Annotated in this window: 17 protein-coding genes; 8 read left to right on the forward strand and 9 right to left on the reverse strand. The window is 74.3% G+C overall.

Annotation, left to right across the window (positions count from 1 at the left end; translation table 11 throughout):
* Positions 1–68 precede the first annotated feature (68 nt).
* Both ACZ67Q_RS13705 and ACZ67Q_RS13710 read left to right on the forward strand, forming a co-directional pair.
* Positions 69–926 (forward strand): AAA family ATPase, encoded by an 858-nt coding sequence (locus tag ACZ67Q_RS13705; protein ID WP_471180713.1) that lies wholly within the window; start codon positions 69–71, stop codon positions 924–926.
* On the forward strand, positions 923–2,290 hold the full coding sequence (locus ACZ67Q_RS13710; protein WP_471180715.1) for a vWA domain-containing protein: 1,368 nt from the start codon (positions 923–925) through the stop codon (positions 2,288–2,290). The genes ACZ67Q_RS13705 and ACZ67Q_RS13710 overlap by 4 nt, the downstream gene beginning before the upstream one ends.
* A 22-nt stretch (positions 2,291–2,312) precedes the next feature.
* On the opposite strand, the gene ACZ67Q_RS13715 is transcribed toward ACZ67Q_RS13710, so the two are convergent.
* The 5 genes from ACZ67Q_RS13715 to ACZ67Q_RS13735 all read right to left on the reverse strand — a co-directional run bounded on the left by ACZ67Q_RS13715 (position 2,313) and on the right by ACZ67Q_RS13735 (position 5,688).
* The gene (locus tag ACZ67Q_RS13715; protein WP_471180717.1) at positions 2,313–2,669 is read right to left on the reverse strand and encodes a cupin domain-containing protein; all 357 of its coding nucleotides are present in this window, start codon (positions 2,667–2,669) and stop codon (positions 2,313–2,315) included.
* Between the two features lie 157 nt (positions 2,670–2,826).
* Positions 2,827–3,798, reverse strand: coding sequence for a threo-3-hydroxy-L-aspartate ammonia-lyase (locus ACZ67Q_RS13720; protein WP_471180719.1), 972 nt, complete (start codon positions 3,796–3,798; stop codon positions 2,827–2,829).
* Between the two features lie 100 nt (positions 3,799–3,898).
* Positions 3,899–4,573: a helix-turn-helix transcriptional regulator gene (locus ACZ67Q_RS13725; RefSeq protein WP_471180722.1), complete on the reverse strand. Its 675-nt coding sequence runs from the start codon at positions 4,571–4,573 to the stop codon at positions 3,899–3,901.
* A gap of 88 nt (positions 4,574–4,661) precedes the next feature.
* Entirely contained in the window at positions 4,662–5,087 is a 426-nt protein-coding gene (locus ACZ67Q_RS13730) for a CBS domain-containing protein (RefSeq protein WP_471180724.1), read from the reverse strand.
* A gap of 148 nt (positions 5,088–5,235) precedes the next feature.
* A complete protein-coding gene (locus ACZ67Q_RS13735) occupies positions 5,236–5,688 on the reverse strand; it encodes a flavodoxin family protein (RefSeq protein ID WP_471180727.1) in 453 nt (150 codons plus the stop codon).
* A gap of 92 nt (positions 5,689–5,780) precedes the next feature.
* Between ACZ67Q_RS13735 and ACZ67Q_RS13740 the strand changes: the two genes are divergently transcribed.
* Entirely contained in the window at positions 5,781–6,233 is a 453-nt protein-coding gene (locus ACZ67Q_RS13740; RefSeq protein ID WP_471180730.1) for a YbhB/YbcL family Raf kinase inhibitor-like protein, read from the forward strand.
* A 31-nt stretch (positions 6,234–6,264) separates the two neighbouring features.
* Positions 6,265–7,143 (forward strand): SDR family oxidoreductase, encoded by an 879-nt coding sequence (locus tag ACZ67Q_RS13745; RefSeq protein WP_471180732.1) that lies wholly within the window; start codon positions 6,265–6,267, stop codon positions 7,141–7,143.
* Positions 7,144–7,212: 69 nt separating this feature from the next.
* On the opposite strand, the gene ACZ67Q_RS13750 is transcribed toward ACZ67Q_RS13745, so the two are convergent.
* Together ACZ67Q_RS13750 and ACZ67Q_RS13755 are read right to left on the reverse strand one after the other, a co-directional pair.
* On the reverse strand, positions 7,213–7,881 hold the full coding sequence (locus ACZ67Q_RS13750; protein WP_471180735.1) for a dienelactone hydrolase family protein: 669 nt from the start codon (positions 7,879–7,881) through the stop codon (positions 7,213–7,215).
* Between the two features lie 117 nt (positions 7,882–7,998).
* On the reverse strand, positions 7,999–8,901 hold the full coding sequence (locus ACZ67Q_RS13755; RefSeq protein WP_471180738.1) for a LysR family transcriptional regulator: 903 nt from the start codon (positions 8,899–8,901) through the stop codon (positions 7,999–8,001).
* Positions 8,902–9,044: 143 nt separating this feature from the next.
* Between ACZ67Q_RS13755 and ACZ67Q_RS13760 the strand changes: the two genes are divergently transcribed.
* Positions 9,045–9,740, forward strand: a complete 696-nt coding sequence (locus ACZ67Q_RS13760) for a type 1 glutamine amidotransferase domain-containing protein (RefSeq protein WP_471180741.1) — start codon at positions 9,045–9,047, stop codon at positions 9,738–9,740.
* Between the two features lie 295 nt (positions 9,741–10,035).
* Positions 10,036–10,614, forward strand: coding sequence for a DUF6069 family protein (locus ACZ67Q_RS13765; RefSeq protein ID WP_471180744.1), 579 nt, complete (start codon positions 10,036–10,038; stop codon positions 10,612–10,614).
* Positions 10,615–10,698: 84 nt separating this feature from the next.
* Here ACZ67Q_RS13765 and ACZ67Q_RS13770 read toward each other — a convergent pair whose 3' ends face one another.
* Complete coding sequence (locus ACZ67Q_RS13770) at positions 10,699–11,541, reverse strand: alpha/beta fold hydrolase (RefSeq protein ID WP_471180746.1); 843 nt, start codon at positions 11,539–11,541, stop codon at positions 10,699–10,701.
* Between the two features lie 176 nt (positions 11,542–11,717).
* On the opposite strand from ACZ67Q_RS13770, the gene paaK reads away from it, so the two are divergent.
* Entirely contained in the window at positions 11,718–13,016 is a 1,299-nt protein-coding gene (gene paaK / locus ACZ67Q_RS13775; protein ID WP_471180749.1) for a phenylacetate--CoA ligase PaaK, read from the forward strand.
* A gap of 9 nt (positions 13,017–13,025) precedes the next feature.
* On the opposite strand, the gene ACZ67Q_RS13780 is transcribed toward paaK, so the two are convergent.
* The gene (locus ACZ67Q_RS13780; protein WP_471180751.1) at positions 13,026–14,183 is read right to left on the reverse strand and encodes an FAD-dependent monooxygenase; all 1,158 of its coding nucleotides are present in this window, start codon (positions 14,181–14,183) and stop codon (positions 13,026–13,028) included.
* 111 nt (positions 14,184–14,294) lie between these two features.
* Here ACZ67Q_RS13780 and ACZ67Q_RS13785 point away from each other — a divergent pair, with 111 nt between their 5' ends.
* Positions 14,295–14,852 (forward strand): TetR/AcrR family transcriptional regulator, encoded by a 558-nt coding sequence (locus tag ACZ67Q_RS13785; RefSeq protein ID WP_471180754.1) that lies wholly within the window; start codon positions 14,295–14,297, stop codon positions 14,850–14,852.

Here is a 14,852-nt window from a genome sequence, read left to right on the forward strand (position 1 = left end):
GGCAGGTGAACAAGCGCTTAGATAGGTGCCGTACGCGACCAGTCCCCGCCGCACCGCCGGAGGCGCAGTTGTTCACGTCCGTCGACGATGTCTCCGCCCGCCTCGCCGAGACCGGTTACCTCGCCTCACCGGCCGTGGCCACGACCGTCTTCCTCGCCGCGCGGCTGGGCAAGCCGCTGCTGGTGGAGGGCCCCGCCGGGGTCGGCAAGACGGAGCTGGCCAAGGCCGTCGCCGAGGTCGCGGGGGCGCGGCTGGTGCGGTTGCAGTGCTACGAGGGCGTCGACGAGTCCCGGGCGCTGTACGAGTGGAATCACGCCAAGCAGCTGCTGCGGATCAGCGCCGGCCGCGACGAGACGTGGGACGAGACGCGGACCGACATCTTCAGCGAGGAGTTCCTTCTCTCCCGGCCGCTGCTCACCGCGATCCGCGGCGAGGAGCAGAAGGTGCTGCTGATCGACGAGATGGACAAGGCCGATGTCGAGGTGGAGGGGCTGCTGCTGGAGGTGCTCAGCGACTTCCAGGTGACGGTGCCGGAGCTGGGCACGATCAGCGCGACCCGCCGGCCCTTCGTGGTGGTCACCTCCAACGCCTCCCGCGAGCTGTCGGAGGCGCTGCGCCGCCGCTGTCTGTTCCTGCACATCGGCTTCCCCGAGCAGGAGCTGGAGCGCCGCATCGTCCGGCTGAAGGTGCCGGACCTCGACACGGCGCTGGCCGAGTCGGTGGTACGGGTCGTCGGTGCGCTGCGGGCGATGGACCTGCGCAAGGTGCCGTCGGTCGCGGAGACCATCGACTGGGCGCGCACCTTGCTGGCCCTCGGCGCGGACAGCCTCGGCGAGGCCGTGGTCCGGGACACCCTCGGTGTGCTGCTCAAGCACCAGGACGACGTGCTGAAGGCGGCGGCGAAGCTGGACCTGGACGCCGTATGACGCCGCCGGGCGAGCAGGGCGACCTCGCGGCGCGGCTGACCGGGTTCGTCGCCGCGCTGCGGGCGCACGGAGTGCGGATCGGAACCGGGGAGAGCGTCGACGCGGCGCTGGCCGTCCAGGCGCTGGGGCTGGCCGACCGGGAGCTGCTGAGGGAGGGGCTGGCCGCCACGCTGCTGCACGGCGCGGGTCAGCGGCAGGTGTTCGACCCGGTCTTCGACCTGTACTTCCCGCGCGCCGTCGGCGGACCCGGGCAGGAGCCGGCCGGGCGCGAGGACCTGCGGGAGCGGCTCGCGGCGGCTCTGGCGGCGGGCGACACCGAGGCCATGGGCCGGCTGGCCGTGGAGGCCGTCGACGCGCTGGGCGGATACGGGAGTTCGCCCGGCTCGGACGGCTTCTCCTCCTACCAGACCCTGGATCGGCTGCGGCCGCAGACGCTGCTCGCGCCCGTGCGGGAGCAGGTGCGGGGGCGGGGCGGGGGCGGCGGTTTCGCCGGCCGGCTGCTGGAGGACGAGATCCGCCGTCGTATCGACGCGTTCCGCGCGCTGGTGGCGGCGGAGGCGCGGCGGCGGGTGGCGGAGCGGCGCGGGCGGGACGAGATCGCCCGGCGGGCGGTGGCCCCTACGGTGGACCGCGTCGACTTCCTGTACGCGGGCCGGGAACAACTGGCCGAGCTGCGGCGGACGGTGCAGCCGCTGGCGCGCAAGCTGGCCACCCGGCTCGCCGCGCGGCGCCGGCGGGCGGCGCGCGGCACGATCGATCTACGGCGCACCCTGCGTGGTTCGTTGTCGACGGGCGGGGTGCCGATGCGGCCGGTGCTGCGCCGGCGCCGGCCCGCCCGCCCGGAACTGGTGCTGCTGTGCGACGTGTCGGGGTCGGTGTCCGGGTTCTCGGACTTCACGATGCTGCTGGTGCAGGCGCTGCACGACCAGTTCAGCAAGGTGCGGGTGTTCGCGTTCGTCAACCGGGTCGACGAGGTGACCGGGCTGCTGGTGCGCGGCGCCGCCGACGCCGAGGGTCTCGGCGGGCGCATCCGTGCCGAGGCCACGCTGACCGGCTGGCACGGCAGCAGCGACTACGGGCTGGCGCTCGGCGAGTTCGCGGAGCGGTACGGCGCCGCCGTGGGCCCGCGGACGACGGTGTTCGTGCTGGGTGACGCCCGCACCAACATGAGCGACCCGAACCTGCCGGCGCTGCGGCAGATCGCCGGGCAGGCCCGCCGGGTGTACTGGCTGAACCCCGAGCCGCTCGCCCAGTGGGGCACCGGCGACTCGGCCGCACCGGATTACGCGGAGGTCGTCGAGATGCACGAGTGCCGCACCGTGCGGCAGTTGAGCGCGCTGGTGGGACGTCTGCTCCCGGTGTGACGCCCCACCGTGCGGCGTGGCGTCACTTCTTGGCGTACTCCTTGGCCATCTGGCCCTCGAAGTCGTAGGCGACGCACTGTTCGTCGCCCACCACCCAGGCGTCGTGTCCGGGCGAGCACACGAAGACGTCACCCGGACCGAGCTCGGTCTCGGTGCCGTCGTCCATGCGGATGCACATCCGGCCCTGGACGACGTAGCCGTTGTGATGCACCTGGCAGCTGTCGGTACCTGCGATCGGGCCCACGGACTCGGACCAGCGCCAGCCGGGCTCGAACGTCGCCACGGCGAAATCGCACCCGGTCAGATGGACGGCTTCGAGGTGCCCCTTGGGGAAATCGCGCCGCTCGTCCGGTTTGTCGAGCGTCTTGGCCTCCAACATGACGCTCCTCCCTTCCCGCCGCCTCCCGGCGGCCGGAGCCGGTCTCGTCCCCCTGCGGACGCAGGCGTGAGCGGCGGGGCCGGACCCCGTGGAACCATCGTCCGCCCGCGCGCGTGCGACCGCCATTCGGGTGAACGGCCCCTGCAGGTCGGGCCGCTCAGCTCTCTCCCCGGACGATGCGGGAGAAGCGGTCGGCGTCGACGTTGCCGCCGGACAGGATCAGCCCGACCCGCCGGGGCGGGGTTCCCGCACGACCGGCCAGCAGGGCGGCGAGCGGGGTGGCGCCGCTGGGCTCCAGGACGATCTTGAGCCGTTCGAAGGCGAACACCATCGCCTGCCGGATCTCGTCGTCGGTGACGAGGGCGATGTCGTCCACGAGCCGCCGGTTGACGGAGAAGGTCAGCTCACCGGGCGTGGGCAGGGCCTGGCCGTCGGCGAGGGTGCGCGGCACCGGGATCTCGATGCGCCGGCCGGCCGCCAGCGACCGTTTGGTGTCGTCGCCGGCCTCCGGCTCCACGCCGATCATGCGGATGCCCGGGCGCAGGGCGGTGGCGGCGGTGGCGCTCCCGGCCATCAGTCCGCCGCCGCCGACCGGCACCAGCAGGGCGTCGAGCTCCCCGGCCTCCTCGAGGAGTTCGAGGGCGGCGGTGCCCTGCCCGGCCATGACGTGCGGATGCTCGTACGGCGGGATGAGCGTCAGGCCGCGCTCGGCGGCCAGCGCCTCGGCGAGAGCGACCCGGTCGCCGGCGTAGCGGTCGTACGTCACGATCTCGGCGCCGTACCCTTCCGTCGCCGCCCGTTTGGACGGCGGCGCGTCCGCGGGCATGACGATGACCGCGGTGGTGCCGAGTTCGCGGGCGGCGAGGGCGACGGCCTGGGCGTGGTTGCCGGAGGAGTAGGCGGCGATGCCCCGCTCCAGCTGGTCGGGGGTGAGCCGGGAGGCGGCGTTGTAGGCGCCGCGGAACTTGAAGGCGCCCACCCGCTGGAAGTTCTCGCACTTGAGGAAGACCTCGGCGCCGACGCGCTCGTCGAGGGTGCGCGAGCGCAGGACGGGGGTGCGGTGGGCGACGCCCTTGATCCGCTCGGCGGCGTCACGGACGTCGTCCAGGGTGATCGGAGCGCGGGTCATGGGGCGGTCTCCCTCGAAGGTCGGCTGCTCTGGGCGTACGGCTGGTGTGGCGCGCGGGCCCGGGATCCGGGCCGGGGTGCCTCGGGGACCTGCACGGGGGTCACGGGCGATCCGTTCCGGCGGCCGTGCGGGACCGGGCGAGGTAGCTGTAGGCCGAGGCGCGGGAGATGCCGAGGCGGCCGGCGACCTGCTCGACCGCGCGCCGCACGGCGAAGACGCCCTGGTCGTCCAGGCTGCGGAACAGCGCGAGGCGACGGGTGCGGTCCAGGCCGGCCCAGGTCTGGTCCTGGCGGCGCAGATGGGCGTCGACGATCGCGTCGACGACGGAGTCGATGTCGTCGCCGAAGGTGGTGACCGGCGGCTCGGGCGCGCCGCCCGCGACCCCGGCGAGCGCCCCGAGCAGGGCCTGCGCCCGGTCGACGGCGGTGACGTCGAGGTTGACGCACAGGGCGCCGAAGACGGCGCCGGCGGAGTCGCGCAGCACGATCGTGGACGACTTGACGCGCGTGCCGTCGGCGGTGCGGGTGACGTAGTTCAGGTCGTCGCCGGCCTCGTCGCCGCGGGCCAGCACCCGCATGCCGATCTCGCTCATCGCGCCGCCGACCGCCCGTCCGGTCACCGATCCGGCCACGGCGACGACCGACTTCTCCGGCTCCCGGTAGTCGTGCAGCACGACTTCGCACACCGGGCCGAAGGTGGCCGCGATCCCGTGCACCACCGGCACGAGGGCGGCGAGGATCGCGTCGCGTTCGGCCTCCCGGGCGGTTGGGGTCACCCCTGCTCCTTGGATTGCGGGTCCAATGATTGGACTCACAATCCAAGCAGAGGGCGTACGGCACGGCAAGCCCCCGATGTGCCCAGCCTCAGTGGTTGGGCGTCGCCGCGCTGATCTCGGCCAGGGCCGTCGTGGAGTCCTCCAGCGTGGCCAGGTCACCGAGGCTGACCATGCCGACCGGGCAGCCACCGTGTTCGACGACCGGCAGACGCCGTACGGCGTGCTCGCGCATGAGCTTGATCGCATGGTCGGTGGTGTCGGTGGGCGCCACGGTCACCATGGGCGGCCGACTGCACACCTTCCCGACGGCCGTGGTGTGCGGGTCGCAGCCGTCGGCGACGGCACGGATCACGATGTCTCGGTCGGTGAGGACGCCGAACAGGTCGCAGTCGTAGGCGACCAGGACGTCACCCACATCCTGCTCGCGCATCACCCGGGCGGCCCGCTCCAGGGTGGTCATCGGTTCGACCGCGACCGCGCCGGGGTGCATCACGTCGCGAATGAGCCGGCTCATGGGGTACCTCCCCTGTCCGCGGAACGCTGCCTGCCTGCCGCGTAGCCCGAACGGGCGACGGCAAACGGGACGGCCGGAGGGGTCGCAGGAGGATTCCCCCCCAGGTGGGCCTACGCCGCCGAGACGGCGGCGGGTCATGGGCCGGGGGTCACTCCATGAGGCCGGCCGCCAGGGTGGCCCCCAGGTTCCAGCACGCCTCGATGTCGGCCTTGGAGGGCTCGCCGGTCACCGTCACCGGCTCGGCGGCACGGCGCCAGCCGAGGCCGGTCGTGATCGCGTCGAGGGCGCGCAGCGCACCCGTCACGTCGTTGCCGCCGTGCACCCACGCGCCGAAGGGCCGGCCGCGCGTGGCGTCCAGGCACGGGTAGTAGACCTGGTCGAAGAAGTGTTTCAGGGCCCCGGAGATGTAGCCGAGGTTGGCCGGGGTGCCCAGCAGACAGGCGTCGGCCTGCAGCACGTCGGAGGCGGTCGCGGCGAGCGCCGGTCGCCGTACGACCCGTACGCCCTCGATCTCCGGGGCGCTCGCTCCGGAGACGACGGCCTCGAGGAGCGCCTGGCAGTTCGGGGACGGCGTGTGATGGACGATCAGCAAGGTGGCCACGGCCCCCCACCCTGCCGGGACGGCCCCGCCGGACGCAACCCGCGCACCCCCGGCCCCCGCATGCACGAGGGTCCCACGGGTACTCCGGGCGCATGGCCGGTATCGAACTGAGAAGCAGCGCGTTCAACGACCACGCCGTCATCCCGCGCCGCTACGCCCTGGAAGGCGAGGACGTCTCCCCTCCGCTGGCCTGGTCCGGTGTGCCGGACGGCACGGCGGAACTGGTGCTGCTGTGTGAGGACCCGGACGCTCCGTCGGGCACCTTCGTGCACTGGGTCGTCGTCGGTGTCGACCCGGGCAGCACGGGTGCGGAGACGGGGAGCGGCCCGCCCGGCGGCACCGAACTCGTCAACGGCTACGGCAGGCGCGGCTGGGGCGGCCCTCATCCGCCGCCCGGCGACGACGCGCACCGGTACTTCTTCCGCCTGTACGCCCTCGGCGAGCCGTGCGCCCTGCCCGACGCGCCCTCGGCCGAACAGGTGCACGAGGCGGTCGAGAAGCAGCAGCTCGCGAGCGGCACCCTGGTGGGCCTCTACCAGCGGTGATCGGCGTGAGGAACGTCAAGAAAGGCGAATCGTGAACGAACCCCAGCACCCCGCGGAGCAGCACCCGCAGCCCGACTTCCCCGCCCAGGACCAGCCGCACCCCGGCTGGACCGGCCCCATGGACCCGCCGCCCGACCACGGTGAGGAGTCCTACCGGGGCAGCGGACGGCTGACGGGCCGCAAGGCCGTGATCACCGGCGGCGACTCCGGCATCGGCCGGGCGGTCGCCCTCGCGTTCGCCCGCGAGGGTGCCGACGTGCTGTTCACCCATCTCGACAGCGAGAAGGACGAGGCGGCCGAGACCGCCCGTCTGGTGGAGGAGGCGGGCCGCCGGGCCGTCGCGGTGTCGGCGGACATCCGTGAGGAGGACACCTGCCGGGCGCTGGTCGACCGGGCAGTGGAGGAGTTCGGCAGGATCGACGTCCTGGTGAACAACGCCGCCTACCAGATGTCCCAGCCGGACGGCATCGAGGCGATCTCCACCGAGCAGTTCGACCGGGTCATGCGCACCAACCTGTACGGCATGTTCTGGCTGACGAAGTTCGCCGTGCCGCACATCCCGGAGGGCGGCAGCGTCATCAACAGCGCCTCGGTGCAGGCGTACAAGCCGAGCCCGCATCTGCTGGACTACGCGATGACCAAGGGCGCGATCGTCACCTTCACGCAGGGGCTCGCGCAGATGCTGATCGACCGGGGCATCCGGGTCAACGCCGTGGCGCCGGGGCCGGTGTGGACGCCGCTGATCCCGGCGACGCTGCCGGACACGGCCGAGTTCGGCAAGCAGGCGCCGATCGGGCGGCCGGCTCAGCCCGCCGAGATGGCGCCCGCGTATGTGTTCCTCGCCTCGCAGGAGGCGTCGTACATCACGGCGGAGATCGTCAACGCCACGGGCGGTACGCCGCTGCCGTGAGGCCCGCTGCCGCCGGCCGTCCCGGGACGCCGCTGCCTGCCCCGTCAGCCGTCCGGGACGCCGCTGTCCTCAGCCGTGCCGGACGCGCCCGGCGGCGTCCAGTTGGTCGGTGCACCACCGCCGGGCCGTGTCGGCGACCTCCTCGAGGGTGCCGGGTTCCTCGAAGAGATGGGTGGCGCCGGGAACGACGTGCAGCGTGTGCGGGCCGGCCAGCTCGCGCGCCGCGGCCTCGTTGAGCCGCAGCACCTCCGTGTCCCGGCCGCCGACCAGCAGCAGGACCGGCGCGCGTACGGCACTGAGCGCGTCGCCCGCAAGATCCGGGCGGCCGCCGCGGGAGATGACCGTCAGGACCCGCTCGGGCCGCCGCGCCGCCGCGACCAGTGCCGCCGCGGCGCCCGTGCTGGCGCCGAACAGCGCGACGGGCAGCTCGCCGGTGGCCCCTTCCCGGCCCAGCCAGTCGAGGGTGGCCGCGAGCCGCGCGCCGAGCAGAGAGATGTCGAAGCGGTGCTCGGCGGTGATCCGGTCGCGCTCGTCCTCCTCCTCGGTGAGCAGGTCGACGAGCAGAGTCGCCAGGGCGGCCTCGCGCAGCCGCTCGGCGACCATCCGGTTGCGCGGGCTGTGGCGCGAGCTGCCGCTGCCGTGCGCGAACAGCACCACGGCCCGGGCGCCGTCCGGCACCACGAGGTCCCCGGTCAGCCGTGCGCCGCCGGCGGGCACCCGGACGGTACGGGAGGTCATGGCCACTCCTCCCCTCGGAGGGGACGCCTGCGCCTGCCCCAGTACCCCGGGACGGGGATGGTCAGACACCGCGGCCACCTCCAGGCAGGCGCGTGTCGGACACCCCCGCTCCGGTGCCTACCAGTCGCGCCCCGCCCGCAGCAGCGCCTCGCGTACCCGGTTGACGTCCGGGTTGTCGCCGGCGCCGGGACGCTGGACCAGGAAGCCGGTGTTGATGGGCGGGTCGTCGGGTTCGTGCAGCGCAACGAGGGTGCCGCGGGCCAGCTGGTCCAGGCACAGGTAGCGGGGCAGCACGGTGAACCCGGCGCCCGCCTCCACGGCTGCGAGCACCCCGCGCAGATCCGGCACCGTGACGGCCGCCGGGCACGACAGCCGGCGGCCGAAGACATGGCGCCAGTACCGGCGGGCGATCGGCAGGTCCTCGGCGTAACTGACGAGCGGGACGGGGTGCAGCGCGGCGGGGCCCTCGACGGCGAGCCGCTCCTTGAGGGCGTCGGCCCAGACGGGGGCCGCGACGAGTACGAACTCCTCGTCCGTCAGCGGCACGGCGGTCAGGGCGCGGCCGCGCGGGCGGGCGGTGGCGATGACCAGGTCGTGGCGGCCTGCGCGCAGTTCGTCGAGCAGCGGGTCGGTCAGGCCGGGGGTCACGCGCAGCCGTACGCCGTCGCCCACCAGCGGTGCCAGCGCGGGCAGGGCGCGGGTGCACAGCAGCTCGGCGGGCCCGGCGAGGTGCACCGGCGCGCGGCGGTCACCCGCGGCCGGGTCGGGGCCTGCCACGGCCGCCAGCTCGTCCAACGGCGTGGCGATCCTGGCGGCGAGCTCGTCGGCGACGGCGGTCGGCACGACGCCGCGCGGCCCGCGTTCGAACAGCTCGCGCCCGGTCTGCCGCTCCAGTGCGCGCATCTGCGTGGTGACCGTGGGCTGGGACAGGCCCAGCAGCTGGGCGGCGCCCGTGAAGGAGCCGGAGCGGTACACGGCGAGGAAGGTACGCAGCTGGTTGAGGTCGAGCTGGTCGGTCACCCGTCGAGGGTACGGTGCCGGAGGCCGGATGAGCCATAGGTAAACCAATGGCAGCTATGGAGATGTTCATTGGAATCCTATGGCTGCTCGCCCTACGGTCGACCGTGACAGTCACCCCTCACGGACCTCGTGGAAGAGACACCATGTCGAAGATCCTCTTTGTGATGACCGGTGCCGACCGGCTGACGCTCGCCGACGGCACTCCGCACCCGACGGGCTTCTGGGCGGAGGAGGCGGTCGCCCCTTACGAGGCGTTCAAGGCCGCCGGCCACGAGATCGTCGTCGCCACGCCCGGCGGTGTGGTGCCGCCGGTGGACAAGGCCAGCCTCGCGGCCGAGGTCAACGGCGGCCAGGAGAACGCCGACCGGATCGCCGCCGCGCTGGACGCGATGGACGAGCTGCGCCGGCCGGTGCGACTGGAGGACGTGACCCTCGGTGACTACGCCGCCGTCTTCTACCCCGGCGGCCACGGTCCCATGGAGGACCTGGCGGTCGACGCCGACTCCGGCCGGCTGCTGACCGAGGCGCTGGCCGCCGGCACGCCGCTCGGCGTGGTGTGCCACGGACCGGCCGCGCTGCTGGCGGCCCGGTCGGCGGACGGCGGCAACGCCTTCGCCGGTTACCGGGTGGCCGCCTTCACCAACACCGAGGAGATCCAGGGTGGCCTCGCCGACCAGGTGAAGTGGCTGCTGCAGGACCGGCTCACGGAGGCGGGCGTGCTGGTGGAGCCGGCCGAGCCGTGGGCGCCGCACGTCGTGACCGACCGCACCCTGGTCACCGGCCAGAACCCGGCCTCCTCCGCGCCGCTCGCGGCCGAGCTGCTGAAGCGGCTGGGCTGAACCGGACACCGCCGCCGGGGTGATGCCGCCGGGCTGGGCCGGCCACCCCGGAAGCGGCTGGGCTTCGCCCCGTCACGCCGAGGCGCCTTGGGCCAGCCCCGTCATGCCAAAGCGCCTTGGGCCGAGCCCGTCACCGCCGAAGCGCCCGGGCTCGGGCGGTCGCCGCGGAGACGGCTCGGCTGCGCCCGTCCGGGTGAACCGTGACCTGCCGGACCGCCCCGACATGCGGCCGGGGCGCCGGGGCTCTTGACTGAGGGCAGCGAAGGCCCGGCAGCAGCACGGCAGGAGGTCACGCATGGAGGCAGCCGACCCGCCCGAGAACACCCCACGGGCGGCCGAGGACTCCCCGCAGGCGGCCCAGGCGACCCACGCCACCACTGCCTCGCCCGCGGCTCCCTCTCCCCCGCGGACGACTCCCTCCGTCAGCGCTTCTCCCCCGGCCGCGCGGCGAGCGGCCGGGCTGAACGCCGGGCGGCTGTGGGCCGGCGGGGTGATGGCGGCCGGCGTCGCCGGGCTCGCCGCCGTCGCGGCGCTGCTGGTGGTGCGCGGGGTGCTGGGGGTGGCGCTGTTCGTGCCCCGGGGCGACGACGTGATGGAGAGCGCCTCGACGGGAATGCTCGCGGCCGGTGCGGCGGTGGCCGCCCTCGTCGCGACCGGCCTGGTCCACGTCCTCGTGCTGACCGTCGCGCGCCCCGGCCGCCTGTTCACCTGGCTGGTCACGGCGGGCACGGCGGCCGCCGTGCTGCTGCCGTTCACGACGGCCTCGAGCACCGGCGCCCACATCGGCACCGCCGCGGTGAACCTGGCCGTCGGCGCCACGATCGGCTCCCTGCTGTCGGCGGTGGGGCGAGGAGCGGTACGCCGCGGGTGGTGACCGCCGCTCGGTCCGCCCCGCGAGCGCCCGTCGGCCCCGGCGAGAGCCGGTCTGCTCCCAGCCCCCGTCAGCCCCGCCGAGCGCCTACGGCGCCGTGTCGAGGAACGCCGTCACGCGTCGTACGAACCACTCCGGGTCGTCGAGCCAGGGGTAGTGCCCGGCGCCGGGCTGTACGGCGACCTCGGCGTGCGGGAAGGACTCGGCGGCCTGCCGGGCCAGCGCCGGGGTGGGGCCACCGTCCAGTTCCCCGGCGAGGAACAGCACCGGGGCGCTCAGCGCGGACAGCGCGGCCCGGGTCGCGGGCGGGTCGAAGGCTTCCGGGTCGAAGTAGCGGTCGGCCGCGCCGTCGTTGGTCTGCGCTTCCTCCGACTCCGCGTGCGCCCGGGCGGCGTCGTCCCAGCGGCCGTAGAAGAAGAACGCGACGTCGGCGTCGTACTCCCGCTCCCCCGCCAGCCACGCGCGCAGCGCGGCGAAGGCCTTCTCGAAACCCGGGCGGCCCTGCCGCAGCCGGGCCGCGGTCAGCCGGTCCTGCGCGCTCGCCCGCAGCCCCAGCGGGCGCAGGGCGGTGGTGATCAGCGCGAGCCGCGTCAGCCGGTGCGGGTGGCGGGCCGCGTACAGGGCGGCGAGGCTGCCGCCCGCCGAGTGCCCGAGGAGGTCCATCCGGTCCAGGCCGAGGTGGATCCGCAGCGCCTCGACGTCGTCCACCAGCCGGTCGCAGCGGTACGTCGCCGGGTCGGCCGGTGCGGCCGAGTCGCCGGTGCCGCGCAGGTCCAGCAGGACCAGACGGCGGTGCCGGGCAAGCCCGCCCAGGTCCCCCAGGTAGGCGGAGGCCCGCATGGGCCCGCCCGGCACGACGACCAGCGGGTCGCCCGTACCGCGCTCCCGGTAGGCCAGTTCGGTTCCGTCGGCGGCGGTGAAGGTCGGCATGATCGGAAGTCTCGGCCGCCGCGTTCATGACGGGCAAGGGGATTTCCCGGGTCCGCCGCGAAAAAGTGCGCCTCTCCCTCTTGCCTGCCCCGCGGTCGCCTGAATTACTGATCCCCAGCACCTCGACCGAATGATCGGTCGTCCGGATTGGCATGGTTGGTGAGGGAGAAGTCCCGATGGCGGATGCGACGGCGGACCTGCTGGACTCGGGGGAACGGCTCGACCGGGACGCCCTGCGCGCGCTGCAGCTCGAGCGGCTGCGGTCGTCGCTGCGGCACGCGTACACGAACGTGCCGTTCTATCGTGAGGCCTTCGACAAGGCGGGCGTGCACCCGGAGGACTGCCGCACGCTGGAGGACCTCGCGAGGTTCCCGTTCACCGTCAAGGCCGACCTGCGGGAGAACTACCCGTTCGGACTGTTCGCCGTCCCGCGCGACCGCATCCGCCGGCTGCACGCCTCCAGCGGCACCACGGGCCGCCCCACGGTCGTCGGCTACACCGACGGCGACCTGTCACTGTGGGCGGACATGGTGGCCCGCTCGATCCGCGCGGCGGGCGGCCGCCCCGGCGACACGGTGCACATCGCCTACGGCTACGGCCTGTTCACCGGCGGCCTGGGCGCCCACTACGGCGCCGAGCGCCTCGGTTGTACGGTCGTCCCCGCGTCCGGCGGCATGACCGCCCGTCAGGTGCAGCTGATCCAGGACCTCGCGCCGCGGATCATCATGGTGACGCCGTCGTACATGCTCACCCTGCTCGACGAGTTCGAGCGGCAGGGCGTCGACCCGCGCTCCACGTCGCTGGAGGTCGGGATCTTCGGCGCCGAGCCGTGGACGGAGGAGATGCGCCGTGAGATCGAGGAGCGGTTCGGCATCGACGCCGTCGACATCTACGGGCTGTCGGAGGTGATCGGCCCGGGGGTCGCGCAGGAGTGCGTGGAGACCAAGGACGGCCTGCACATCTGGGAGGACCACTTCTACCCGGAGGTCGTCGACCCGATCACGGGCGAGGTGCTGCCGGACGGCGAGGAGGGCGAGCTGGTCTTCACCTCACTCACCAAGGAGGCCATGCCGATCGTCCGCTACCGCACCCGCGACCTGACCCGGCTGCTGCCGGGCACGGCCCGCGCGTTCCGGAGGATGCAGAAGATCACCGGCCGCAGCGACGACATGGTGATCCTGCGCGGCGTGAACCTCTTCCCGACCCAGATCGAGGAGATCGTGCTGCGCACCCCGGGGGTCGCGCCGCACTTCCAGCTGCGGCTGACCCGGGAGGGCCGCATGGACGCCCTCACCGTCCGCGCCGAGGCCCGCCCCGACGCCGCTCCCGAGGCCCGTGAGGCCGCCGCCCGGTCGATCGCGGCGGCCGTCAAGGACGGCGTCGGGGTCTCGGTCGGGGTGGAGATCGTCGACCCGGAGTCCCTGGAGCGCTCGGTCGGCAAGATCCGCCGGATCGTCGACCTGCGCCCGCGCTGAGACGCGCCCTCAGCCGAGCACGGGCGGCGTCCAGTCCGCGTGCCGCAGCAGGCCGCGCAGCATCACGGCGGGCGGAGTGAGCCGTACCGCGGTGTTGCGCAGGCCGACGGCCAGCGGGTGGGTGAGCTGGTGTCCCATGCGGCCGGCCTGACGCGCGGCGCGGGCGACACCGGCGCTGCGCGGACGGCGCTCGGCGTCGTAGCGGGCCAGGGCCGCCTCGACGGACGGTTCGGCGCCGAGCGCGGCGGCCAGCACCACCGCGTCCTCCAGGGCCTGGCAGGCGCCCTGGCCGAGGTTGGTGGTCATGGCGTGGGCGGCGTCGCCGAGCAGCGCCACCCGGCCGGAGGTGAACGTGGGCAGGGGCGTGGCCAGTTCGTGGATGTCGTGATGCAGGACGTCCTCGGGGCGGGTGGCCGCCAGAAGGGCCGGGATCGGGTCGTGCCAGCCGGCGAACCGCTCGCGTACGGCGGCCAGCGCGTCGGCGTACCGGGTGCCCGGCGGCGCGCCCAGCACCGCGAACCACTCCGCGCGGCCGTCCGCCAGGGCGAGATGGCCGAACTCCGCGCCCGGGCCCCAGGTCAGGGAGAAGTCGGTGGGCACGGCGAGCGGCCCGTCGGTCAGGGCCCGCAGGACGGTGGAGCCGCTGTGCACCGGCCCCGGATGAGCGGGCAGGAGCTGCGCGCGCAGCCGGCTGTTGACACCGTCGGCGGCCACCACGAGGTCGGCCTCCAGGGCGCCGTCCGCGAGCAGCACCCGCGGCCGGGCGGGGTCGGTGCGATCGATACCGGTGGCCTGTGTGCCGACGTGCAGCCGGTCGGCGGGCAGCGTCTCGCGCAGCAGCCGGTGCAGGTCGGCCCGGGTGATGCCGTGGATCGGGTCCCCCACGGCGCGGGCCAGCGCGGCGCCGTCCAGCCGGGTCAGCCAGCGGCCGTCGGGGGTCCGGGTGCCGCCGGTGTGCACAGGCCGCGCGGCCGCCCGCACCGCCGCGCCGGCGCCGAGCGCGTCCAGCGCGCGCAGCCCGTTGGCGTGCAGGGAGATGCCGGCGCCGACGTCCGCGAGGACCGGCGCGCGTTCCACGACGGTCACCTCCCAGCCGGTCCGGCGCAGTCCGATCGCGGCCGCCAGGCCGCCGATGCCTCCTCCCACGACCACCGCACTTGCGCGCATGCCGCCCCCTTTCCTCGTCTTCCTCGCCGACGCGCCTCTACATCTGTAGAAGACGGCAGCAGCGTACGCCCGCCCTCTACAGCTGTAGAAACCGGGGTGTAGAAAGGACCGGTGACCACCGACCGACGTACCGTGCTCGCCGACGCGGCCATCGACGTCCTGTCCGACGCCGGGATACGCGGGCTGACCCATCGCGCCGTGGACCGGGCGGCCGGCCTGCCGTCCGGCACGACGTCGGCCTACTTCCGCACTCGGCAGGCGTTGCTGACCGCGCTGGTCAGACGGCTGGTGGCGCTCGACCAGGCGGAGTTGCAGGCGGCCGGGGCTGCGACACCGGCGCCGCGGACGGCGGACGACCTGGTCGCCGGGATCGCCGCGCTCACCGAGCGCCGGCTCACCGGCGAGGGGCGGCGCCGCTCCCTCGCGCGCTACGCGTGCGCGCTGGAGAGCGTGCGGCACCCGGAGCTGAAGGAGATCCTGCGGCCGCGCGAGAACGCGGGCCGCGACCTCGTGCGCGCCTTCGTTGCGGCGCACGGGCACGCGGACGCCGAGGAACGCACGCTGACCTTGCTGACCTGCGTGGACGGGCTGGTCTTCGACCGGCTGGTGAGCGGCGGCGCGGTGTGCGCCGAGGAGATCCGGCGGCTGGTGGACGCGGCCCTGCGCTGA

The sequence above is a fragment of the Streptomyces sp. NPDC036813 genome (assembly GCF_055609245.1).

What these genes read in the sequence shown, in the direction of transcription:
- ACZ67Q_RS13710 (WP_471180715.1), top strand. Translation starts at nt 923, where the DNA reads ATGACGCCGCCGGGCGAGCAGGGCGACCTCGCGGCGCGGCTGACCGGG.
- ACZ67Q_RS13715 (WP_471180717.1), bottom strand. Translation starts at nt 2,669, where the DNA reads ATGTTGGAGGCCAAGACGCTCGACAAACCGGACGAGCGGCGCGATTTC.
- ACZ67Q_RS13720 (WP_471180719.1), bottom strand. Translation starts at nt 3,798, where the DNA reads ATGACCCGCGCTCCGATCACCCTGGACGACGTCCGTGACGCCGCCGAG.
- ACZ67Q_RS13730 (WP_471180724.1), bottom strand. Translation starts at nt 5,087, where the DNA reads ATGAGCCGGCTCATTCGCGACGTGATGCACCCCGGCGCGGTCGCGGTC.
- ACZ67Q_RS13740 (WP_471180730.1), top strand. Translation starts at nt 5,781, where the DNA reads ATGGCCGGTATCGAACTGAGAAGCAGCGCGTTCAACGACCACGCCGTC.
- ACZ67Q_RS13750 (WP_471180735.1), bottom strand. Translation starts at nt 7,881, where the DNA reads ATGACCTCCCGTACCGTCCGGGTGCCCGCCGGCGGCGCACGGCTGACC.
- ACZ67Q_RS13760 (WP_471180741.1), top strand. Translation starts at nt 9,045, where the DNA reads ATGTCGAAGATCCTCTTTGTGATGACCGGTGCCGACCGGCTGACGCTC.
- ACZ67Q_RS13765 (WP_471180744.1), top strand. Translation starts at nt 10,036, where the DNA reads ATGGAGGCAGCCGACCCGCCCGAGAACACCCCACGGGCGGCCGAGGAC.
- ACZ67Q_RS13770 (WP_471180746.1), bottom strand. Translation starts at nt 11,541, where the DNA reads ATGCCGACCTTCACCGCCGCCGACGGAACCGAACTGGCCTACCGGGAG.
- paaK (WP_471180749.1), top strand. Translation starts at nt 11,718, where the DNA reads ATGGCGGATGCGACGGCGGACCTGCTGGACTCGGGGGAACGGCTCGAC.
- ACZ67Q_RS13780 (WP_471180751.1), bottom strand. Translation starts at nt 14,183, where the DNA reads ATGCGCGCAAGTGCGGTGGTCGTGGGAGGAGGCATCGGCGGCCTGGCG.